The following is a 19076-nucleotide window of genomic DNA, read 5'->3' on the forward strand; positions in this document are numbered from 1 at the left end:
CCCTGACCCATGTTGCCGATCCTGTTGAAGACCCTACCCTTTTTTGCCCTGATCGGCCTTGGCTATTGGGCAGGCCGCACGCGGTTCTTCACGGAAGAGGCAACCGCCTACCTCACCAAGTTCGTCTTTTACTTTGCCCTGTCCGCGATGATCTTCCGCTTTGCCGCGAACCTGGAACTGGCCGAGGTCTGGGATGCTCGGCTGGTCGCGGCCTACCTATGGGGCACCGCCTTCGTCTACGGCATCGCCACCATGGTCGGCTTCTTGCGTGGGCTCGACGTACAGACCAACGCGGTCGAGGCGCAATGCGCGGTGATCGGCAACGCGGGCTTTTTGGGTCTGCCGATGCTGGCACTCCTCTTCGGCCCTCAAGCTATTGGCCCGGTGATGCTTGTGCTGGCCACGGACCTCATCGTTTTTTCCAGCCTGATCGTCATCCTGATCACAGTGGGCCGGGACGGACGCATGTCGCCAGCCATCATAAAAACCATTGGCATAGGCCTGATCAAAAACCCAATGATCGTGGCAATGGCACTTGGCTTGCTGTGGTCCGGCTTACAAATCCCGATCCCAGACCCGATGAATGATTTCCTCAGCATCCTTGGCGGCGCTGCGACACCCGGTGCACTCTTCGCCATCGGCGCATCGCTCGCTTCAAAAACCACAGAACGCATCCAGATCGCGGGCTGGCTCAGCTTCTGTAAACTGGTGCTGCACCCGGCCTTTGTCGCCTTCTCCGCCATCTATCTTTTCAACGTCGAACCGTTCGGGGCTGCCATGATCATCGCCTGCGCCGCCATGCCGGTTGCGGGCAACATCTACATGCTCGCCCAACACTACGGCGTCGCACCCCAACGCGTCTCCGCCGCTATCCTCGTCTCGACCGCCCTCAGCGTCGTCACCCTTACCGCCGTCATTGCATGGGTAAGCTGATCCGCATTCATCTTGCCAAATAAACTCCCGCCGGAGGCTCCCGAAACTTGCCGCAAGCGCCAACGCCCGCTAGCGATGAACCAACAGAGAGGATCACGCCCATGCAAACCAACTCCGAAAACGCCTGCTTCGGCGGTACCCAAGGGATCTATACCCACCGCTCCAGCGCCTGTTCGTGTGACATGACATTCGGCCTGTTCCTGCCGCAGGAAGCCCAAGACGGGCCCGTCCCCCTGCTCTGGTATCTGTCGGGCCTGACCTGCACACACGAAAACGCCATGACCAAGGCGGGCGCGCAAGCCTGGGCGGCAGAACACGGGATTGCCCTGTGTTTTCCCGATACATCCCCGCGCGGCGACGAGGTGGCTGACGATGATGGCTATGACCTGGGCAAGGGCGCCGGCTTCTACGTGAACGCAACCGAAGAACCGTGGGCCAGCCACTACCGCATGTGGGATTACGTGATGGAGGACTTGCCAGAGCTTCTGGGCAACACGTTCGCCGTCGATATGGATCGCCAGTCGATCACCGGCCACTCCATGGGCGGGCACGGGGCGCTGACCATGGCGATGTCTGCTCCGGGCCGCTTTCGGTCTGTGTCAGCGTTTTCGCCTATCACAAACCCCAGCGCCAGCGACTGGGGACGCAAGCAGCTCTCGGCATATCTGGGAAGCAATGAAGACCTCTGGTCGCCGCACGACGCCACCCTTTGCATGCGGGATCGGGGCTTTGACGGGCCGATGTTGATCGACACGGGCACCAATGACCAGTTCATCGACCTGCTGAAACCCGAAGCGCTGGCCGAAGCCGCCGCTGCCCGACGTCAGCAAATCCAGTTCCGGATGCAGCCGGGTTACGACCACTCCTACTTCTTTGTTTCGACTTTCATGGAGGACCACGTCGCCTTCCATGCGGAACACCTTTGGGCATGACCACCCTCTATATTGACGCCGACGCCTGCCCGGTGAAAGCAGAGGCCGAAAAGGTCGCAACACGCCACAAGGTGCCGATGAAAGTCGTGTCCAACGGCGGACTACGCCCGTCGCAAAACCCTTTGGTAGAGACTGTTATCGTGCCGGAAGGTCCTGACATCGCGGACATGTGGATCGCGGATCGGGCGACAACGGGCGACGTGGTGATCACAGGCGATATCCCCCTTGCCGCCAAATGCGTCGAAGCGGGTGCGCGGGTGCTCAAACACAACGGCGAAGCGCTGACAGCCGCCAATATCGGCAACGTGCTCGCCACCCGCGACCTGATGGCCGACCTGCGCGCGGCAGACCCGTTTCGGCAAGGCGGCGGGAAGGGCTTTACCAAGGCTGACAGATCGCGTTTTCTGGACGCATTGGAAAGAGAATTAAGGGCTGCCAAAAGATGATGATCAAAGCTGTGGTGTTCGATATCGGCAACGTGCTGATCGAATGGCAACCCGAGCGCTTCTATGACAGCGTGATTGGCGAAGACCGTCGTCGCGCCATGTTCAAGGCCGTCGATCTGCATGGCGTGAACGAAAAGGTCGATCTGGGCCACCCGTTTACCGAAACCATCTATGCGGCCGCCGAAGAGTACCCCGATTGGCGGGACGAAATTCGCATGTGGCACGACCGCTGGATTGAAATGGCGTCACCCGCAATCGACCATTCGGTCCGCCTGATGAAAGCGCTTCAGGCCAACGAGGTGCCGGTATTTTCGCTCACCAATTTCGGTATTGGCAGCTACGACTTCGCTGCCACCCGCTATCCGTTTCTGAACGAATTCGACCGCGACTTCATCTCGGGCCATATGCAGGTCGTCAAGCCCGACGCGAATATCTACAAGATGCTTGAGGACGCGAGCGGCCTGCGCGGCGAAAGCCTGATTTTTACCGATGACCGCGCCGACAACATCGCCGCCGCCCAGATGCGTGGCTGGCGCACACATCACTTCAAGGGCCCGGACGGCTGGGCAAACCGACTGGTGAAAGAAGGCTTGCTGACGGAAAGCGAAGCGGCGTGACTTCGGTCCCCTATATTCCATTTACGGAAGGCGAGGCGGTGTTGGACTGGATCGGCCTGACCGATGCGTTCGCCGCCGGGCACACCCTGCCCAAGGCTGAAATCGGAGACACGTTCCTGTATCGCGATCCGGACACACTGCTCAGCCGCGCGGCGTGGATCGACGGAATGGGCATGGCTGTCAAAACCGCAACGGTCTTTCCCGGCAATCCCGGCAGGGGTGCACCGATGATCAATGGGGGTGTGAACCTCTATTCCGATGGCGACGGCACATTGCAGGCCATCATCGACTTCCATCTTGTAACCAAGTGGAAAACCGCGGGCGATAGCCTGCTGGCGGCCCGCAAACTGGCCCGTCCTGACAGCAACAACATCCTGATTGTGGGTGCCGGAACAGTGGGTCGGGCTCTGCACGATGCCTACTCCGCGATCTTCCCCAGCGCTAATTTTCACATCTGGAACCGCACCCGTGCAAATGCGCTGGCGATGGCGGCGGAGCGGCCCACGCTGACTGTGGCCGATGATCTGGAAAAGGCCGTGCGCCGCGCCGACATCATCACCAGCGCCACTATGTCGACCGAACCCGTGATCCAGGGCGACTGGCTGCAACCCGGCCAGCACATCGACCTGATCGGCGCTTACCGCCCTGACATGCGAGAGGTGGATGACACGGCCCTGCTGAAATCCCGCGTGTTCGTGGACAGTTTCGACACAACCATCGGTCATATTGGGGAGGTGAAAATCCCGCTTGAGGCCGGTACGATCAGCCGCGACCACCTGTTGGCCGACTACTACGATCTGAACGCGTTCACCCGAAACGACGAGGATATCACCCTGTTCAAGAATGGCGGCGGCGCACATTTGGACCTGATGACCAGCCGCTACATTCTGGATCGGTGGACCGCCGCGTGATGTGGGTCGTGGTGATCCTGTTGGGCATTCTGGCCATACCGATAACGACCGAACTCATGCGGTCGGGCATGTCCGACGCCCAGCGCGCAAGAGCACCCGGGCAATTTGCCCTGCTGTCCCAGGGCACCACGCACTACGAATGGTTGGGACCGGAACGTGGCCCGGTTGCCGTTTGCATTCACGGGCTGACGACCCCTTCGTTCGTGTGGCGGGGCATGGCGAAAGGACTGGCCCTGATGGGGTTCCGGGTCCTCGTCTATGATCTGTATGGGCGCGGCTATTCCGACCGGATCAGGGGTGATCAGGACGCCGACTTTTTTGATCGACAACTGGTCGACTTGCTCGGCGACCAGAATATCGACGGAAACCTGACGGTGCTTGGTTACTCAATGGGGGGCGCTGTCGCAGCCCATTTCACAGCGCGCCATCCGCAGCGCGTCAAACAACTCATCCTGCTGGCTCCGGCAGGTATGTTCGAGCTTGCCGGCAGCCGCATCGCTCTGGCCCGCGACCTGCCGATCATAGGCGATTGGCTGTTTCTGGCGGCCTACCCTTGGGAAGTGAGGCGCGGCATCAAAGCAGAAGAGCATCTGCCCACAACGGTTGACGGGATATATGATCTGCAGCATGCCGAAACCACGCGGCGCGGCTACTTTCCCGCGGTGCTGTCCAGTTTGCGCGGCCTGCTGCGTACGACCTGCGAAGATCAGCACAGGGCCATCGCGGCGGCCGGTGTCCCCGTCCTTGCCGTCTGGGCGGCAGAAGACGGTGTCATCCCTCTGAGCTGCAAAGACACGCTGGCTGAGTGGAACCCAAACGCCCATCAAGTCGTCGTTCCAGAAGCGGGGCACTCCCTGCCCCACACTCATACCGATATGGTTCTTGAGGCGATCCGCGCGTCACGCGGTTAAGCGGCTGCTGGCTGACCCAAGGGCTTTTCGCGGATCGGCAGATGCACAATGGCACTGAACGCGCCGATTGCCACGCCGATCCACCAGACCTGATCGTATGTTCCGTAAGCGTCGTAAAGCCGCCCACCCAGCCACACACCCAGAAAAGACCCCAACTGGTGGCTGAGGAAAATGATGCCGTACAACGTGCCCATGTACCGCAAGCCATAGATGTGGGCGACCAGACCGCTGGTCAGCGGAACCGTTGCCAACCACAAAGATCCCATCGCGATAGAGAACATAATGACGGTCGTCGGCGTCATGGGCAGGATGATGAACAGCGATGCAACCACCGTCCGTCCCGCGTAGATGCCCGCCAACAGGTACTTCTTGGGAAAGTGCTTGCCCGCCCAGCCAGCTGCCAACGTACCCGCGATATTGGCCAACCCGATCAACGACAGGGCAACGGCCCCTAAAGCAGACGTCGTTGTGATCCCGATATTGTGCAGCACTCCGCCGGGAACAATCGGGCCGCACACTTCCGTCACGAAGGCGGGCAGGTGCGCTGTCATAAAGGCGACCTGATAACCGCAGGAAAAGAAGCCCAGAAAGATGAGGGTATAGGACGGGTCCTTGAACGCCTTCACCAGAACCTGACCCAGCGATTCCTCCAACTCCGCCTTCGATGCCATGGACGGAACCTTCATCGCGGGCAACGTGAGAACCAACAGAATGATAGCCAGCGCAAACCACAGGAACACGGACTGCCACGGCATGAAACTCAGCATCCATTCGGCCACGGGCGCGCCAAATATCTGCCCACCCGATCCCACCGCCGCCACGACCGCCAGTGACATGGACCGGTTTTCGTCACTGCTGGCACGGCCCACAACGGCGAGGATGACGCCAAAACCGGTGCCAGCCACGCCGAAACCAACCAGCCAAGCATAGAGCTGATGCTCGATCGGTGTCGTGGCTCCGGCGCTCAGCACCAGACCCACAGCGTAGATGATCGCACCCATGAAAATGGCTTTGCGATCCCCGATTTTCTCCGCAATCGCACCAAAGATCGGCTGGCCGATCCCCCACGCAAGGTTCTGAATCGCAATGGCGAGTGAGAACTCGGTACGGAGCCAGCCGAACTCCTCCGCGATGGGGATCTGGAACACACCAAATGAGGCGCGCACCGCAAAGCTGACCATGATGATGACGCAGCCCACGATAAGGACGGGTGTAAACAGCGGGGTACGGTCGGTCATGCAAGCGCCTTTGATTGATACGCTCGACTGTATGGACGCAGGTACATGCGTCAAATCAGGAATTCTTGGCGTCACATCACCAAAGCTGAACTGACCCGATTTCCCTTGGGCTTCCCATGCGGCGGCGTGCGCGCTACCACAGGGGCAATGACCGATTTGCTGACCGAATATCAAACGCTTGTAGACAAGGGCGAGCTGCAAGGTGACGATGCCCAACTGGCCGTTCTGCCTGAGTTTGAGCGTATCCGTGCGGCCCTTGCTGCGCCCGTGAAAAAGGGGCTGTTTCGAAAAGCACCCGAAGCGCCCAAGGGTCTTTATCTGTGGGGCGGTGTCGGACGCGGCAAGTCGATGCTGATGGACTTCTTTGCCGCGCGCCTCGACGTTCCGGCACGGCGGGTCCATTTCCACGCTTTCATGCAGGAAATTCATGCCGCCATGCACGTCGCCCGGCAGAAGGGCGTGGACGACGCAATTGCCCCGGTCGCTGTAGATGTCGCCGCCTCGGTCCGCCTGCTCGCCTTTGACGAAATGCAGATCACCGACATCACAGATGCGATGATTGTGGGCCGCTTGTTCGAGGCGCTGTTTGCGGCTGGTGTTGTCGTGGTGACCACATCAAATCGGGTGCCGGATGACCTCTATAAGGATGGTCTGAACAGGCAGCTTTTCGTGCCCTTCATTGACCTTTTGAAAGACAAGATGGAGGTGTGGGAACTGGCCTCTCCCACCGATTACCGGCAGGACCGCCTGTCCGGAAGCCCCGTCTATTTCTCACCATTGGGCGGCGCAGCACGGGCAGGGATGGATGCGATCTGGTCCGACCTGTCCGGCGGCGCGTCGGAGCCGTTGGACCTGACGGTCAACGGACGCACCGTGACCATTCCACAGTTCCGCAACGGGATCGGGCGCAGCAACTTCTTTGACCTGTGCTCGAAACCGCTGGGCCCGGCCGATTTTCTAGCCGTTGCAGAGGCCTGCAAGGTTCTGATGATCGACAATATCCCGTGCCTTGGCCGCAGCAACTTCAACGAAGCCAAGCGCTTTGTGACCCTGATCGACGCGCTTTACGAGGCGCGTGTGAGACTGATCTGCTCGGCCGCTGACACGCCGGAAATGCTATACCTTGAGGGCGAAGGGACGTTCGAATTTGAACGCACGGCGTCGCGCTTGCGGGAAATGCAAAGTGTGGATTGGGCGGCTTGACCCTGCCATTGACGCACCGGCGCAATCCGCAGATCGGCCAATACGACCTGCTCCACCCGGCCAGAGATCGGGCAGCGTCAGCCGTTTTCCCGCAAAACCGACCCGGCCAGATAGAGCGACCCACAGATCAAGACGCGGGCGTTGGGATGGCGGGTCAGGATCGTTTCAAGGGCGGCTTCCGCATTTTCAGCCTCCGTCGCCGTCATACCGACATCGCGCGCGGCCTTGGCCGTTTCTGCCGCCGGCAATGTATTCGCTTCACCCGGAATGGACAAAGCGGTCAGCCCGTCCACCTCTGCCGCCAGCGGTTCGAGATACCCGCGCGCATCCTTTGTATTGAGCATACCGCAGATCAAATGCGTGGGCCGTTTGGGCAGGCTGCGCAGGACACTTGCGATCGCCACCCCTGCCGCCGGGTTGTGACCGCCGTCCAGCCACAACTCCACCCCAACTGCAGCCGCACGCTTTGCCAAAGGACCCGTGCGCAAGCGCTGCATTCGGGCGGGCCATTCGGCGTTTGTCACCGCGGCAAGACAAGCCGCCTCGTCACATCCCAGATGTCGCAAAGCTGCCAGCGCCATACCTGCATTCTGGATTTGGTGATCGCCGGGCAGCACAGGACGCGGCAAATCGAGCAGACCAGCTTCGTCCTGATACACCATCCCGTCCCGTTCGGGTGCTGCATGCCAGTGCTGACCGTACACCTGTAGCGGCGCGCCCAGCCGCATGGCCTGCGCTTCGATCACATTCAACCCGTCTTCATCTTGTGGACCAACAATACAGGGCACTTGCCGCTTGATGATCCCGGCCTTTTCACCCGCGATCTTGGCCAGCGTGTCGCCCAGAAACGCCTCGTGATCCATAGACACCGGCGTGATGATCGTCAGCGCAGGCTTGGCAATGACATTGGTGGCATCCAACCGCCCGCCAAGGCCCACCTCAAGCAGCGTGTAGTCCGCAGGCGTGCGCGCAAAGGCAAGGATGGCCGCGCAGGTCGTGATTTCAAAATAGGTGATGTCATCGCCACCATTGGCGGCATAGCATTCGTCCAGATAGGCCGTCAGATCAGGCTCTGAAATCAAATCCCCTGCCAGCCGAATACGCTCGTGAAAGCGCGCCAGATGCGGCGAGGTGTAAGCGTGGACGCGGTGCCCTGCGGCCTCAAGACCCGCACGGATCATGGCCTGGGTCGACCCCTTGCCATTGGTGCCTGCGACATGGATGACGGGCGGTAGATCGTTCTGCGGGTTGCCCAGTGCCTCAAGCAGTCGCCACACGCGGTCAAGCGTCAGGTCGATCACCTTGGGATGCAGCGCCATCATCCGTGCGAGGATGGCATCGGAACCGGCGCTCATTCCTGTGCGGCGTCCTCGGCCTCGGTCGGGGCAGGATCAGGTGCCGGCAGGTCGCCTTTGACGGCGGGGGGCAGGCCCATCAACATACGCGTGATCGTGATCAACTCGTCGCGCATTTGGGTCCGGCTTGTGACGCGGTCGAGCATGCCATGATCCAGAAGATACTCGGCCCGCTGAAACCCTTCGGGCAGCTTTTCACGGATGGTCTGTTCGATCACGCGTGGACCGGCAAAACAGATCAGGGCGTTGGGTTCAGCGATATGCACATCACCCAACATGGCATAGCTGGCCGTCACACCACCGGTCGTCGGGTGGGTCAGCACAACGATGTAGGGCAGGTTCGCCTCTTTCAGCATCTGCACGGCCACGGTTGTCCGGGGCATCTGCATGAGGCTCAGGATACCCTCCTGCATCCGCGCACCACCTGCGGCGGAAAACAGAACCAACGGGCGCTTCAGCTTCACCGCCTCTTCGGCGGCGGCGATGATGGCGTTGCCCACATACATGCCCATGGATCCACCCATGAAGGAAAAGTCCTGTGCGCAGGCGACGATGGGCGTACGGCCAATCTCGCCGCGCGCGACAAGCATCGCTTCTTCCTCGCCCGTGGCCTTCTGGGCGGCCTTCATCCGGTCGGGATATCGTTTCTGATCGCGGAAATGCAGGGGGTCGGCCAACGGCGCAGGCACCTCAACCTCGGTAAAGATGCCGCCATCAAACAGTGCGGTGAACCGATCACGCGGCGTGATCGCCATGTGGTGGTTGCAGTTGGTGCAGACGTTCAGATTGTCCGACAACTCGCGGTGAAACAGCATGGTGCCGCAGTCATCGCATTTGGTCCACAGATTGTCCGGTGTCTCGCGCCGCGAAAAGATCGAATTGATCCGGGGCCGGACGTAGTTGGTAATCCAGTTCATGTGGGCTTCCTGCTGCCGTGGTGCATGTCAGATAATCCGGGGCCGCGCCAAATGCAATCAAGCGCGAATGGCAAGGCGGGCCGCAAGCCAACTGACCAGCATGAAACCGAAGTCCACCGGCAGCCACGCGGCCATCGCCGCCTCGTCCCCAATGCCGAAGGGCAAAACATACAAGGCAAGACCGGACATCTCGTCCGGGGTGGCCGTCAGAACCATGGCCGAGATGTTGTTGGAAAAGTGCACGGCCATTGCAGGACCAAGGGTGCCCGAGCGCGCCGTCAGGTCCGCCATCAATATCCCGAACAGCGTCGCCCAAAGCGCAATCGTGACCGCATTGCTGCCCGCGCTCTCGGGGAGGTAATGGCCAAATCCAAACAGCATGGCTGGCGCAACCATCCAGATGATTGGTGACTTGAACCGCGCCGCCAGCTGCTGCTGCAAGTAGCCGCGAAACAGAACCTCTTCCGCGCCGATCTGCACAAAAACAGCGACAATTGCGATGGGCAGCAAAATCAGCCACCGGCCTACATTCATATTCTGCGACAGCGGTTCGCCTGCGTCATAAGGGGGCAACAGCCACAACGCAGCGGTCAACAGAACCATCATGAACAGCACCGCCGTGAATTGGCGCACAGCAAGGCTCACGGGCCCAATCAGTGTCGCGGGGCGACGGTTGTGCACCACAATCACGACCAGTGCGGCAGAGACCGCCAAAAGACCCAACTGGAACAAGAGCAAAAGCATGCCACCCGCCGTCTGGCCAGTCTGGGCGTCGCGCAGAACGGCATTGGCTGTCTGCGGCTCCAACAAGCCGAGAATGGTGCCGAACACCAGCTGGCTGAGAACAAGGAAGAACCCCGCGACCAGAATGACGCCAAGGATCAACCGCCACAGCTGCGCGCGATCCCGCGCGGGATCGATGAAGCGCGCATGCGGGCGATAATCAAAGCTGAGAACACCCATCAGTCGTCAATCGGCGGGGGCGGCGGGCCCTCGTCCTGCGGAATTTGCACATTGGCCTGGCGCAACAACTCGGCCGCCCCCGTCAAATGGCTTGCAACGGTGTGCAGCAAGCTCATCAAGACATCTGCATCCTCTTCCAGCACAGCACGGAACTCCGCCGCACCGATGCGCAGGAATGTCACTTCGGACAGGGCGGTCAGGTGCAGCTGGCGCGGCTCGTCCAGGATGATCGCAAGGTCGCCGATCAAACGACCCGGTTCGACCACGGACACCTGTCTGTCTTGACCATCATCGGAATCGTAGCTGAGCACGGCGCTGCCCTTGACGCACAGATACGCAGCATCCGCTTTCTCCTCCATCGAAAAGATGCGCTGCCCCTCTTCGGCAGTGTACCACTGCGCGGCAAAGGCAAGCAGGCGCTGATTTCGACTGTCGATCCCCGAAAACAACTCAGCCCGAGAGATGACCCGCAACTTGCGGCTCAGGTCATCGGCCTCCTCATCATCTTCATTGGCTTGCACACCGTCGATGCGCCCATCCTTGATCTCGATAAAAAGGTCATAGGCATCCGGGTTGTTGAAATGTTCCTCAAGGAAAATCAGTGTGGCGTCAGGCAACAGCTTGCGCAGGGCCGTCCGCGTCTTGCGTCGCTGATCGCCGCCATGGCTTGCCAACGCCCGATCAAGCACCAGAATGTCCGGGCGCTTGATACCGGCCCGGGAAAACGCCGCGCGTTCGTGGAAGATCGTTGGCAAGTTGGTACCGCCAAGCCCCGTGCGGATATCAAAGATCGTTTCAGCCACCTGTCGCCGCAGATTGTTGTCGCTGATCAGTTCGGCAACCAGATCTTCGATCAACTCCCCCTTCGCACCCGCAACCATGGAGATTCGACCATAAAGCGCGTTCTCCAGCAAAGTGAGGCGTGGCAGATATGTTTCCGGCTCGATCGGGATAAAGATGCCCTTGGTCTGCTCGCGCAGCGCCGCCCCGTTGGTCTTGCGGATTTGCACGATCTCGTTCTTGAAGCTTTCCGGGAATGCGGGGCCAATCTGTTCTGCCGTAAAGGCGAAGGGCACGGTCAACAGCAACGCAAATTCATCATCGGTCAAGGCCACATCGCCACGTTCCCGACGGCGGGCAGAGATATCGACAAGCTGCTCATACATCTCTTCTTCGATGTTGAGCGCCGTAAACAACGGGTGGCTTGTTCCGTCGCGGCCAAAGGTCTGGTGCAGCGTGTCAATCAGGGTTTGCGAGATGGCGATACCCTGTTCGGCTAGCCCATGTTCAAAGACCAGATTGATGAAGCGATGATCGCGCGCCAGCCCCTGTTGCGAGATGTCGCGGGACGGCGCGGCAAACAACAGGTTGCCGCCCAAAGGCACGGCTGGGTTAAATTCGTCGGGATCAAAGCGGTACACTTCGTCCAGCATCCCCTTGTCGCGCAGACACTCCTCGACCTTGGGGCGCAGATCAACAACGGCTTTGGCCAATTCCGGATGTTTTTGCGGGTCAATGCGGCTGTTGAGCATGCGGCGGAACATGAATTCGTCGATGCCCATAGCTTCGACCAGCTCGAACCACCACGCGCGCACTTCATCTTCAGTACCCAGACCGGCAAGGCCCGGATCAACCCATTCCGTATCCACCCGGTCGACGCTGTTGCCAGACCGCAGCGCTTCGGTGGTGTAGCGATCCTTGCCGCGCTGATTCCACGGCACGGTGTTCGGACGGGTCATCAGCGGCATCAACAGGTTGCTGCCCAGCGTGCCGTCAAACAGGTACGGGCGCGACTGGGCATAGCCGATGCGGGCCGACACAATCTCTTGGTGCAGTTCCGACAGGTCGTGCCCGGCCATCGTGATCGTGCCACGCGTCGGCAACACCTCACGTGTCAACAGCTCGGCCAATGCGGTCCGCTCAGATTGGTTCTTGGCCTGAATGGCAACACGCGCGCCCTTGGGAATGGTCAGGTCGATCCGCTCAAGAACAGGCGTATTCTCCGCGTTGCGGATCGTCACGTTGTCCATGACGATGTCGCCCTGCAGGTGGGGAATAACCTCCGGCTCGCCCTCGAACAGCGCCTCGTCAATCATGTCGCGCGGGGCAAAGCGGTCCGTCACGATCTCCCACCGCAAGGACATGTCCTGCGTCTGGTTGTAGTAGGTCAGCAGCTCTTTCCACGGGCTCGACAGGTCCTTGTAGGCCGCAATCGCCGCCACCAGCGCGCCCACGGTGATGTCGCCACGAATGGCCAGATACCCACCCACGGAATAAAAGAAAAACGGCGTCAGCTGCGTGATGAAGTTGTTGAGAAACTTCATAAAGAACTTCTGCTGGTAGATCTTGAACCGCAGCTCGAAAATCCGCCCCAACCGATCCGTAAACTGCGCCTGCCGGTACCGCAGACCGCCATTGGTGCGCAGATCAGAGATGCCTGCCGCGCTTTCGCCAATCTCGGCCGAGAATGCGCGCACCTGCTTGATCCGGTCCTTGTTCAGGAGGTTGATCCGCCGTTGCAGCATCGGAATGACGTAGGCCTGCAGAGGGATCAGCGCGATCCCGGCCAAGCCAAACCACACCGATTGCAGGAACAGAAACACCACGATGATCAGCATCTGACCGGCCTGGAACACAGGCTGTGCCACCATATCACCCATCAGGCCACCCATCGGCTCCGCCTCGGATGTGACCATGCTGACCAACTCACCCTGACTGGTCGAACGGAAATAACTGCGCGGAAACCGCAACATGCGGGTGATCAGCTGGAACCGAAAGCGGCGCAACAACCGCTCTGCCGTCACGCCTTTCATGGTGTTCAGGCGCATCTTCAGCAAACCATGCGCCAGAACGGCGGCCAGATAGCCAAAACACAAGGCAAGAAGGAACTGGATTTGGGTCAGGTCAAACCCGAAAAAGTTGATCAATCCACCCGACGCACCAATGGCATCGTTGATGATGCGCTTGGGCAATTCGAGCGTCGCATAGAGAAACGGGAACGTCACAATCGTGAGCCCCAACAGCATCAACTGATCACGCTTGGAGTGCTTCCAGATGAAAGCGAAGATGGTGGAATCCATAACTCGTCCTGGCGGGCGCCGCCCCTGTCCAATTGGTTGAAACGACAACCGGGTGCGATCCGTCCGGAAAACCTAGTGCCAGCAATGTCCTATTACAACCGCGGACGCTTGCAGCACAGCGGACCAATGGCTATTCCGGTCCAGACGCTTTCAGGGGAGACGCCAAATGCTCAAAGGCAAGTTCGACAAGTCCAAATTGCCCAGCCGCCATGTGACCGAAGGGCCCGCGCGCGCGCCGCACCGGTCGTACTATTATGCCATGGGTATGACAGAGGCTGAAATTCACCAGCCTCTGGTCGGCGTCGCCACCTGCTGGAACGAAGCGGCCCCCTGCAACATTGCCCTGAACCGTCAGGCGCAATCGGTGAAAATGGGCGTCAAATCCGCCAGCGGCACACCGCGTGAGTTCACCACCATCACCGTCACCGACGGCATCGCCATGGGCCACGAGGGCATGCGCTCTTCGCTGGCCAGTCGCGAAGCCATCGCCGACACCGTGGAACTCACCATGCGCGGCCACTGCTATGACGCCATCGTGGGCCTCGCGGGCTGTGACAAGTCCCTGCCCGGCATGATGATGGCGATGATCCGTCTGAACGTGCCGTCCGTCTTCCTCTATGGCGGGTCGATCCTGCCGGGTCGCGCCCCTGTCGGGGCCAAGGTGCCCGAGGAATACGCCAACCGCGACCTGACCGTGCAGGACATGTTCGAAGCGGTCGGACACCAGCAAAACGGCACCATGACCGAAGCGGAGCTTGACGTGCTTGAACGCGTCGCCTGCCCGTCGGCGGGTGCGTGTGGTGGCCAGTTCACTGCCAACACCATGGCCTGCGTGTCCGAAGCCATCGGCCTTGCCCTTCCCAACTCCGCCGGGGCCCCCGCCCCCTACGAAAGCCGTGACCAATACGCCGAAGCGTCCGGTGCCGCGGTCATGAACCTGATCGAAAAGAACATCCGCGCGCGCGACATCTGCACCCGTGAAGCGTTCGAAAACGCGGCCCGCGTGGTGGCCTGCACCGGTGGGTCCACCAACGCCGGCCTGCACCTGCCGGCCATGGCGCACGAGGCTGGCATCGACTTCTACCTTGATGATGTCTGCGAGATTTTCCGCGACACACCCTATTTCGTCGACCTGAAACCGGGTGGGCAATACGTGGCCAAGGACATGTACGAAGCGGGCGGCATCTATGTCGTGATGAAGGAACTGCGCAAGGCGGGCCTGATCCACGAAGACTGCATGACCGCCACCGGCAACTCCATCGGCGAAGAGCTGGACAAGATTAGCCTCGAGGCCGACGGGCGCGTCATCTACCCCATCGAGAACCCCATCACCAAGACGGGTGGCGTTGTTGGCCTGAAGGGCAATGTGGCCCCCGAAGGCGCCATCGTGAAGGTCGCGGGCATGGAAGCCCAGCACCAGATCTTTACTGGCCCAGCACGTGTGTTCGAATGTGAACAGGACGCGTTCGAGTCGGTTCAGAACCGCACCTACGAGGAAGGCGACGTGTTCGTCATCCGCAACGAAGGGCCGTCCGGCGGCCCCGGCATGCGCGAAATGCTGGCGACCACGGCAGCGCTTTCGGGCCAAGGCATGGGCAAAAAGGTGGCGCTGATCACCGATGGCCGTTTCTCTGGCGCGACACGTGGCTTCTGCATCGGGCATGTTGGACCCGAAGCGGCCCATGGTGGCCCCATCGCACTTCTGAAAGATGGCGACGTGATCACCATCAACGCGATCGAGGGCACCATCAACGTGGACCTCTCGGACGAAGAGCTGGCGACGCGCAAAGCGGCATGGGCTGGCGCGCGCGAAACCATCTACGCCTCTGGCGCACTGTGGAAATACGCGCAGCTTGTCGGTGAAACATACAAAGGGGCGGTCACGCACCCCGGCGCAAAGGCAGAGCGGCATGAGTACTGGGACCTGTAAGGGTTTCCTGCTCGGAGCACTTCTGATGGGTCTGGCCGCCTGCGAAGATATCGCAGCGCTGGACCTTGGCGGGGCAACCACAGGCGAAAACCTTGCATTGCGCAATGCAACCTTGGGCGATGGGACTATCAAACTGGTCCCGCCGCCGGGCTTTTGCGTGGACAAGCGCAGCTTGCGGAAAAGCTTTGCGATCATGGCGCGGTGCGACACGCTTGGCGGAAACCTGAACACAGACGCGCCGCTGGCCGTCATCACCGCGACCACGCTCGCAGTGACCGGCCCGGCACAGGTCAGCACATCAGACGTTGCGGGGGCATCGGAAACGGTTCTGCAACAGGACGATGACGGCCCGCTTGCACTGGTGCAGGTCAAAGGCGCACCGCCCAGCCCGGACATGCGCGATACCTATTGGCGCGGGGCTGCACGGGTCGGCAATCACGTTGTCGGTCTGGCCATCTACGAGGCGACGAGCGGTCAGGATCTGGGTGCAACAGCCCCGAACCTTCTGATCCAGACATATGAGCGCACACAGGAACAAAGCGTCGTGGCACTGGTCGCACTTCAGGACAATTCTGCAACGGGCGGCCCGAAACAAACCAACGGTGGTCTCCTCTCGGGTTTATTTGAGTGAAACCTTTGGCATAGATAAGTGACCGGCACGCGAACCGGGCGCAGGGGCACATGGCAGGCAACCGCATCTCTTTCATCGACAAGATCACGCACAGGCGAAGTGTGCGGCGCTGGGCGCGTGCGGCGCGCAATGCAAATGATACCACCTTGTCTGAATTGCGCGGTTTGCGGTCCGCCGCGCGCTTGCTGCGCAGCCATCTTGACCGCCTGATCCACCGTGCCGACGAACGGCTGGCATTGCCCGCCATCGGCTCGACCGCATTCCCCCGTCCGCACAACGCCGACTGGGCGTGGCGGCCCGAATTGTGGCGTGGCTCCTTGCCAACTCCCGGACGATCATCGGTTCAAACCAAATCGATGCTCGGAAATGAGGTCACTCTGTTTCATGACTGCGAACTCAGCGAACTGACCCTGCGCCAGCTGCGCAACCTGCGCGAAGAAGATCTGGCCCCCTACGGTGTCCGGCTTGACGTGTTCAAGTTCGACGGCTCGTTCCTGTCTCTCGTGATCGACTTGCCCGAGGACGCAGTCAAAGGGCTGACCAAGAACCATCTTGTCGGCATGAACGCGATTGTCGAAATGGAAAAACCTCTCGAAATCTTCGCCCGCCTTAACGTGCGCCACGGCCCCAACACCGAACAGATCGTCCGCGAACTGCCTCTGAATGAAGAGGATGTGACCGTCGAATTCGACCTCGCCTACTCCAAGCTGAACGAAAAACGGGTGGAGCGGGCGTGGATCGACCTAATCTTTGAAGGGCCGGAAATGAACCAGGTCACCTTGCGCGACCTCACCTTCTCGCGCCGTCCGCGCGCGGCCCTGTGACGAAAGGGAAGCCATGAGCACTCTGACCCTCACACCAACCAAAATGCGGTTCGGCATCTGGCAGGGCCTGATCCAGCAGAACGGCACCGGCGTGCCGCAGATCAAGGTCACGCATCTGGGAAACGACATCCCCGACGTCCAAGTCACCGAACAGGGCGATGGCGGTCAGTGGCTGTTGCAAGTGCCCGTCCCTGCCGAGGCTATTGCCGATGGCGTACAGGTCTTTGTCATCTCGGACGCGACGGACGATGAAAAACTGGGTCAATTCACCCTGATCGCGGGCGAGGCGCTTGGCGACGACATTCGGGGCGAAGTGGCGCTTCTGCGCGAAGAGCTGGACATGCTCAAACGCGCCTTCCGTCGGCATTGCGTCGAAACCAGCTAACGCCGCGCCGCCTTCAGTGCGGCTGAAAGTACATCGCGATCCCCGACATGATTGGCCAGCACAAGGATCAACCGCGCATTCAGCGCGTCGCTGTCGTCCTTGCTCAGCCCCTGATGGGCGGCTAACAACTCGTCATAAAACCCATCCGGGTCGACGATGTTCGGCTCAAGGTTCAATTCCATCACGCGCCCTTCCCCAAAGCAATCCGCACAGCCGCAGCCACATCATCCGCCGACGCTTCAGCCCAACGCGCCACAACGTGCTGATCCGGGCGGATCAGATAAACAGCACCTTTGGCATCCCCCAGATACCGCTCTGACAAGACCGGATTGTCCCGCCGCATCAGGTCCAGACGCGTGACCGCCACGCCATCCACCTCCGAAATGTCCGGCGCAGCCGCGTCGATACAAAGCAGCGTAAACCCACCGGGCAGCCGATCAAGAAGATAGCCATCGTCCAATTGCACATCCACAGCCGGCGCACCCACCCGCGTCCGCGCGGGCCCATCCAACATATCCGGCCCGTTCAACGACAACCCGTCATAGACACAGGGCACCGACAACCGCCCTGAATTGACCAAAGGCCGGGCAAAGGCATGGTCCCGCGCCAGTTCCAGCACCGCATTGCGAAACACTTTGCTGATGTCACTCTTGGGCGTCAGGAAATCCGTGGCACGGGTTGAGTTCAGAATGTTCTCATCCGCAGCAACTGCCCGCTCCTCGGAATAGGTATCGAGCAACGTCTCGGGTGCCAGCCCCCGCAGCACATAATCCAGCTTCCACGCCAGATTGTCCGCATCCTGCACACCGCTATTGGCCCCTCGCGCCCCAAACGGCGACACCTGATGCGCGCTGTCCCCGGCAAAGATCACACGATCATGCCGAAACTCCTGCATCCGGCGGCACTGGAACGTGTAGATCGACGTCCACTCCAGCTCATACGCCGCCCCCTCGCCCAGCATCGCATCCACACGGGCGCGAATGTTCTCTTCCTTCAGCTCCTTGGCCCGATCAATGTCCCACCCAAGCTGAAAATCAATCCGCCAGATGTCATCTGGCTGCTTGTGCAGCAGCGCCGATTGGCCTGCGTCCTTGAACGGCGGCTCAAACCAGAACCACCGCTCGGTCGGAAAATCAGCGGTCATTTTGACGTCGGCAATCAGGAAATTATCCTCAAACACCCGCCCATCAAAGCTCAACCCCATCATGTCACGGATTGGACTGCGCGCGCCGTCACACGCAATCAGCCACTCGGCCTCGATCTGATAAGGCCCATCCGGCGTATCCACATCCAGCAGTACGTGGTCACCCCGCTGCTCCATCGCCGTGACAGCATTGCGCCCCCGGATCTCAATCGGTGCGCCCTCCTCCTGAGCCACCCGGATCTCATCCACCAGAAACTTCTCAAAATACGGCTGCTGCAGGTTGATGAACGCCGGGCAACGATGCCCATCCTCAGGCTGCAGGTTGAACTGGAACACGCGGTCGTCCCCGTGAAAGACCTTGCCCACGTTCCACACCACCCCCTTGTCGATCATGCGCTGCCCCGCACCTAACCGATTGGCAATCTCCAAGGTCCGCTTGGCAAAACAAATCGCCCGGCTGCCCTGACCCACGCCGTCGTGGTCATCCAGCACCAGCACCGGCGTGCCCTTGCGCCCAAGATCCAACGCCAAGGCCATCCCGATGGGTCCACCGCCGACAATGACCACTGGGTGCCGTTGCGCGGGCAAAGACTGCGCCGCGACGGGCGCGTATGGGTAAAGCTGAAATGCTATGTCATACCGCACATCGACCATGG

18 protein-coding genes are annotated in these 19076 nt (G+C 60.5%); 11 read left to right on the forward strand and 7 right to left on the reverse strand.

From position 1 onward, the window contains the following. Positions 1 to 9: 9 nt before the first annotated feature. The 6 genes from Q1A32_RS05295 to Q1A32_RS05320 all read left to right on the forward strand — a co-directional run bounded on the left by Q1A32_RS05295 (position 10) and on the right by Q1A32_RS05320 (position 4750). Positions 10 to 933, forward strand: coding sequence for an AEC family transporter (locus Q1A32_RS05295; RefSeq protein WP_299650519.1), 924 nt, complete (start codon positions 10 to 12; stop codon positions 931 to 933). 101 nt (positions 934 to 1034) lie between these two features. Further along, positions 1035 to 1865, forward strand: coding sequence for an S-formylglutathione hydrolase (gene fghA / locus Q1A32_RS05300; RefSeq protein WP_299650522.1), 831 nt, complete (start codon positions 1035 to 1037; stop codon positions 1863 to 1865). Then, complete coding sequence (locus Q1A32_RS05305) at positions 1862 to 2311, forward strand: YaiI/YqxD family protein (protein ID WP_299608613.1); 450 nt, start codon at positions 1862 to 1864, stop codon at positions 2309 to 2311. The genes fghA and Q1A32_RS05305 overlap by 4 nt, the downstream gene beginning before the upstream one ends. Next, entirely contained in the window at positions 2308 to 2928 is a 621-nt protein-coding gene (locus tag Q1A32_RS05310) for an HAD family phosphatase (protein WP_299650525.1), read from the forward strand. The genes Q1A32_RS05305 and Q1A32_RS05310 overlap by 4 nt, the downstream gene beginning before the upstream one ends. After that, positions 2925 to 3839, forward strand: coding sequence for an ornithine cyclodeaminase family protein (locus Q1A32_RS05315; protein ID WP_299650528.1), 915 nt, complete (start codon positions 2925 to 2927; stop codon positions 3837 to 3839). Before Q1A32_RS05310 ends, Q1A32_RS05315 begins: the two co-directional genes overlap by 4 nt. Beyond that, positions 3839 to 4750 carry an alpha/beta hydrolase gene (locus Q1A32_RS05320; RefSeq protein ID WP_366141222.1) on the forward strand — a complete coding sequence of 304 codons (912 nt, stop codon included), beginning with the start codon at positions 3839 to 3841 and terminating at the stop codon, positions 4748 to 4750. The genes Q1A32_RS05315 and Q1A32_RS05320 overlap by 1 nt, the downstream gene beginning before the upstream one ends. Here the strand turns inward: Q1A32_RS05320 and Q1A32_RS05325 are convergent. Next, a complete protein-coding gene (locus Q1A32_RS05325) occupies positions 4747 to 5988 on the reverse strand; it encodes an MFS transporter (protein WP_299650535.1) in 1242 nt (413 codons plus the stop codon). The genes Q1A32_RS05320 and Q1A32_RS05325 overlap by 4 nt on opposite strands. 147 nt (positions 5989 to 6135) lie before the next feature. Here Q1A32_RS05325 and zapE point away from each other — a divergent pair, with 147 nt between their 5' ends. Next, positions 6136 to 7191, forward strand: a complete 1056-nt coding sequence (zapE, locus tag Q1A32_RS05330; protein WP_299650538.1) for a cell division protein ZapE — start codon at positions 6136 to 6138, stop codon at positions 7189 to 7191. A gap of 77 nt (positions 7192 to 7268) precedes the next feature. Here zapE and Q1A32_RS05335 read toward each other — a convergent pair whose 3' ends face one another. The 4 genes from Q1A32_RS05335 to Q1A32_RS05350 are packed head-to-tail and all read right to left on the reverse strand — an operon-like array spanning position 7269 to position 13506. Continuing rightward, positions 7269 to 8546: a folylpolyglutamate synthase/dihydrofolate synthase family protein gene (locus Q1A32_RS05335; RefSeq protein ID WP_299650541.1), complete on the reverse strand. Its 1278-nt coding sequence runs from the start codon at positions 8544 to 8546 to the stop codon at positions 7269 to 7271. Continuing rightward, positions 8543 to 9463 carry an acetyl-CoA carboxylase, carboxyltransferase subunit beta gene (gene accD / locus Q1A32_RS05340; protein WP_299650544.1) on the reverse strand — a complete coding sequence of 307 codons (921 nt, stop codon included), beginning with the start codon at positions 9461 to 9463 and terminating at the stop codon, positions 8543 to 8545. The genes Q1A32_RS05335 and accD overlap by 4 nt, the downstream gene beginning before the upstream one ends. Before the next feature lie 57 nt (positions 9464 to 9520). After that, a complete protein-coding gene (locus Q1A32_RS05345) occupies positions 9521 to 10426 on the reverse strand; it encodes a CPBP family intramembrane glutamic endopeptidase (RefSeq protein ID WP_299650547.1) in 906 nt (301 codons plus the stop codon). Beyond that, a complete protein-coding gene (locus Q1A32_RS05350; protein WP_299650550.1) occupies positions 10426 to 13506 on the reverse strand; it encodes an ABC transporter transmembrane domain-containing protein in 3081 nt (1026 codons plus the stop codon). Before Q1A32_RS05350 ends, Q1A32_RS05345 begins: the two co-directional genes overlap by 1 nt. Before the next feature lie 166 nt (positions 13507 to 13672). On the opposite strand from Q1A32_RS05350, the gene ilvD reads away from it, so the two are divergent. Genes ilvD through Q1A32_RS05370 form a run of 4 tightly spaced genes read left to right on the forward strand, consistent with a single transcriptional unit; the run spans position 13673 to position 17276 of the window. Next, positions 13673 to 15436, forward strand: coding sequence for a dihydroxy-acid dehydratase (ilvD, locus tag Q1A32_RS05355; RefSeq protein ID WP_299650553.1), 1764 nt, complete (start codon positions 13673 to 13675; stop codon positions 15434 to 15436). Next, positions 15417 to 16067, forward strand: coding sequence for a hypothetical protein (locus Q1A32_RS05360; protein ID WP_299650556.1), 651 nt, complete (start codon positions 15417 to 15419; stop codon positions 16065 to 16067). The genes ilvD and Q1A32_RS05360 overlap by 20 nt, the downstream gene beginning before the upstream one ends. 50 nt (positions 16068 to 16117) lie before the next feature. Continuing rightward, positions 16118 to 16891 carry a DUF6478 family protein gene (locus tag Q1A32_RS05365; RefSeq protein ID WP_299608584.1) on the forward strand — a complete coding sequence of 258 codons (774 nt, stop codon included), beginning with the start codon at positions 16118 to 16120 and terminating at the stop codon, positions 16889 to 16891. 13 nt (positions 16892 to 16904) lie between these two features. Then, positions 16905 to 17276, forward strand: a complete 372-nt coding sequence (locus Q1A32_RS05370) for a hypothetical protein (RefSeq protein ID WP_299650559.1) — start codon at positions 16905 to 16907, stop codon at positions 17274 to 17276. Here the strand turns inward: Q1A32_RS05370 and Q1A32_RS05375 are convergent. Beyond that, positions 17273 to 17458 (reverse strand): DUF2783 domain-containing protein, encoded by a 186-nt coding sequence (locus tag Q1A32_RS05375; RefSeq protein ID WP_299650562.1) that lies wholly within the window; start codon positions 17456 to 17458, stop codon positions 17273 to 17275. The genes Q1A32_RS05370 and Q1A32_RS05375 overlap by 4 nt on opposite strands. Beyond that, positions 17458 to 19074, reverse strand: coding sequence for an FAD-dependent oxidoreductase (locus Q1A32_RS05380; RefSeq protein WP_299650565.1), 1617 nt, complete (start codon positions 19072 to 19074; stop codon positions 17458 to 17460). The genes Q1A32_RS05375 and Q1A32_RS05380 overlap by 1 nt, the downstream gene beginning before the upstream one ends. Positions 19075 to 19076: the final 2 nt, after the last annotated feature.

Origin of the sequence: uncultured Tateyamaria sp. (genome assembly GCF_947503415.1) — a bacterium.
Classification (GTDB): Bacteria; Pseudomonadota; Alphaproteobacteria; order Rhodobacterales; family Rhodobacteraceae; genus Tateyamaria.

Bases quoted from the DNA above. Each gene is read 5' to 3' on its own strand.
- Q1A32_RS05295 (WP_299650519.1), top strand. From the start codon at position 10: ATGTTGCCGATCCTGTTGAAGACCCTACCCTTTTTTGCCCTGATCGGC.
- fghA (WP_299650522.1), top strand. From the start codon at position 1,035: ATGCAAACCAACTCCGAAAACGCCTGCTTCGGCGGTACCCAAGGGATC.
- Q1A32_RS05305 (WP_299608613.1), top strand. From the start codon at position 1,862: ATGACCACCCTCTATATTGACGCCGACGCCTGCCCGGTGAAAGCAGAG.
- Q1A32_RS05310 (WP_299650525.1), top strand. From the start codon at position 2,308: ATGATGATCAAAGCTGTGGTGTTCGATATCGGCAACGTGCTGATCGAA.
- Q1A32_RS05320 (WP_366141222.1), top strand. From the start codon at position 3,839: ATGTGGGTCGTGGTGATCCTGTTGGGCATTCTGGCCATACCGATAACG.
- Q1A32_RS05325 (WP_299650535.1), bottom strand. From the start codon at position 5,988: ATGACCGACCGTACCCCGCTGTTTACACCCGTCCTTATCGTGGGCTGC.
- zapE (WP_299650538.1), top strand. From the start codon at position 6,136: ATGACCGATTTGCTGACCGAATATCAAACGCTTGTAGACAAGGGCGAG.
- Q1A32_RS05335 (WP_299650541.1), bottom strand. From the start codon at position 8,546: ATGAGCGCCGGTTCCGATGCCATCCTCGCACGGATGATGGCGCTGCAT.
- accD (WP_299650544.1), bottom strand. From the start codon at position 9,463: ATGAACTGGATTACCAACTACGTCCGGCCCCGGATCAATTCGATCTTT.
- Q1A32_RS05345 (WP_299650547.1), bottom strand. From the start codon at position 10,426: ATGGGTGTTCTCAGCTTTGATTATCGCCCGCATGCGCGCTTCATCGAT.
- Q1A32_RS05350 (WP_299650550.1), bottom strand. From the start codon at position 13,506: ATGGATTCCACCATCTTCGCTTTCATCTGGAAGCACTCCAAGCGTGAT.
- ilvD (WP_299650553.1), top strand. From the start codon at position 13,673: ATGCTCAAAGGCAAGTTCGACAAGTCCAAATTGCCCAGCCGCCATGTG.
- Q1A32_RS05360 (WP_299650556.1), top strand. From the start codon at position 15,417: ATGAGTACTGGGACCTGTAAGGGTTTCCTGCTCGGAGCACTTCTGATG.
- Q1A32_RS05365 (WP_299608584.1), top strand. From the start codon at position 16,118: ATGGCAGGCAACCGCATCTCTTTCATCGACAAGATCACGCACAGGCGA.
- Q1A32_RS05370 (WP_299650559.1), top strand. From the start codon at position 16,905: ATGAGCACTCTGACCCTCACACCAACCAAAATGCGGTTCGGCATCTGG.
- Q1A32_RS05375 (WP_299650562.1), bottom strand. From the start codon at position 17,458: ATGGAATTGAACCTTGAGCCGAACATCGTCGACCCGGATGGGTTTTAT.
- Q1A32_RS05380 (WP_299650565.1), bottom strand. From the start codon at position 19,074: ATGGTCGATGTGCGGTATGACATAGCATTTCAGCTTTACCCATACGCG.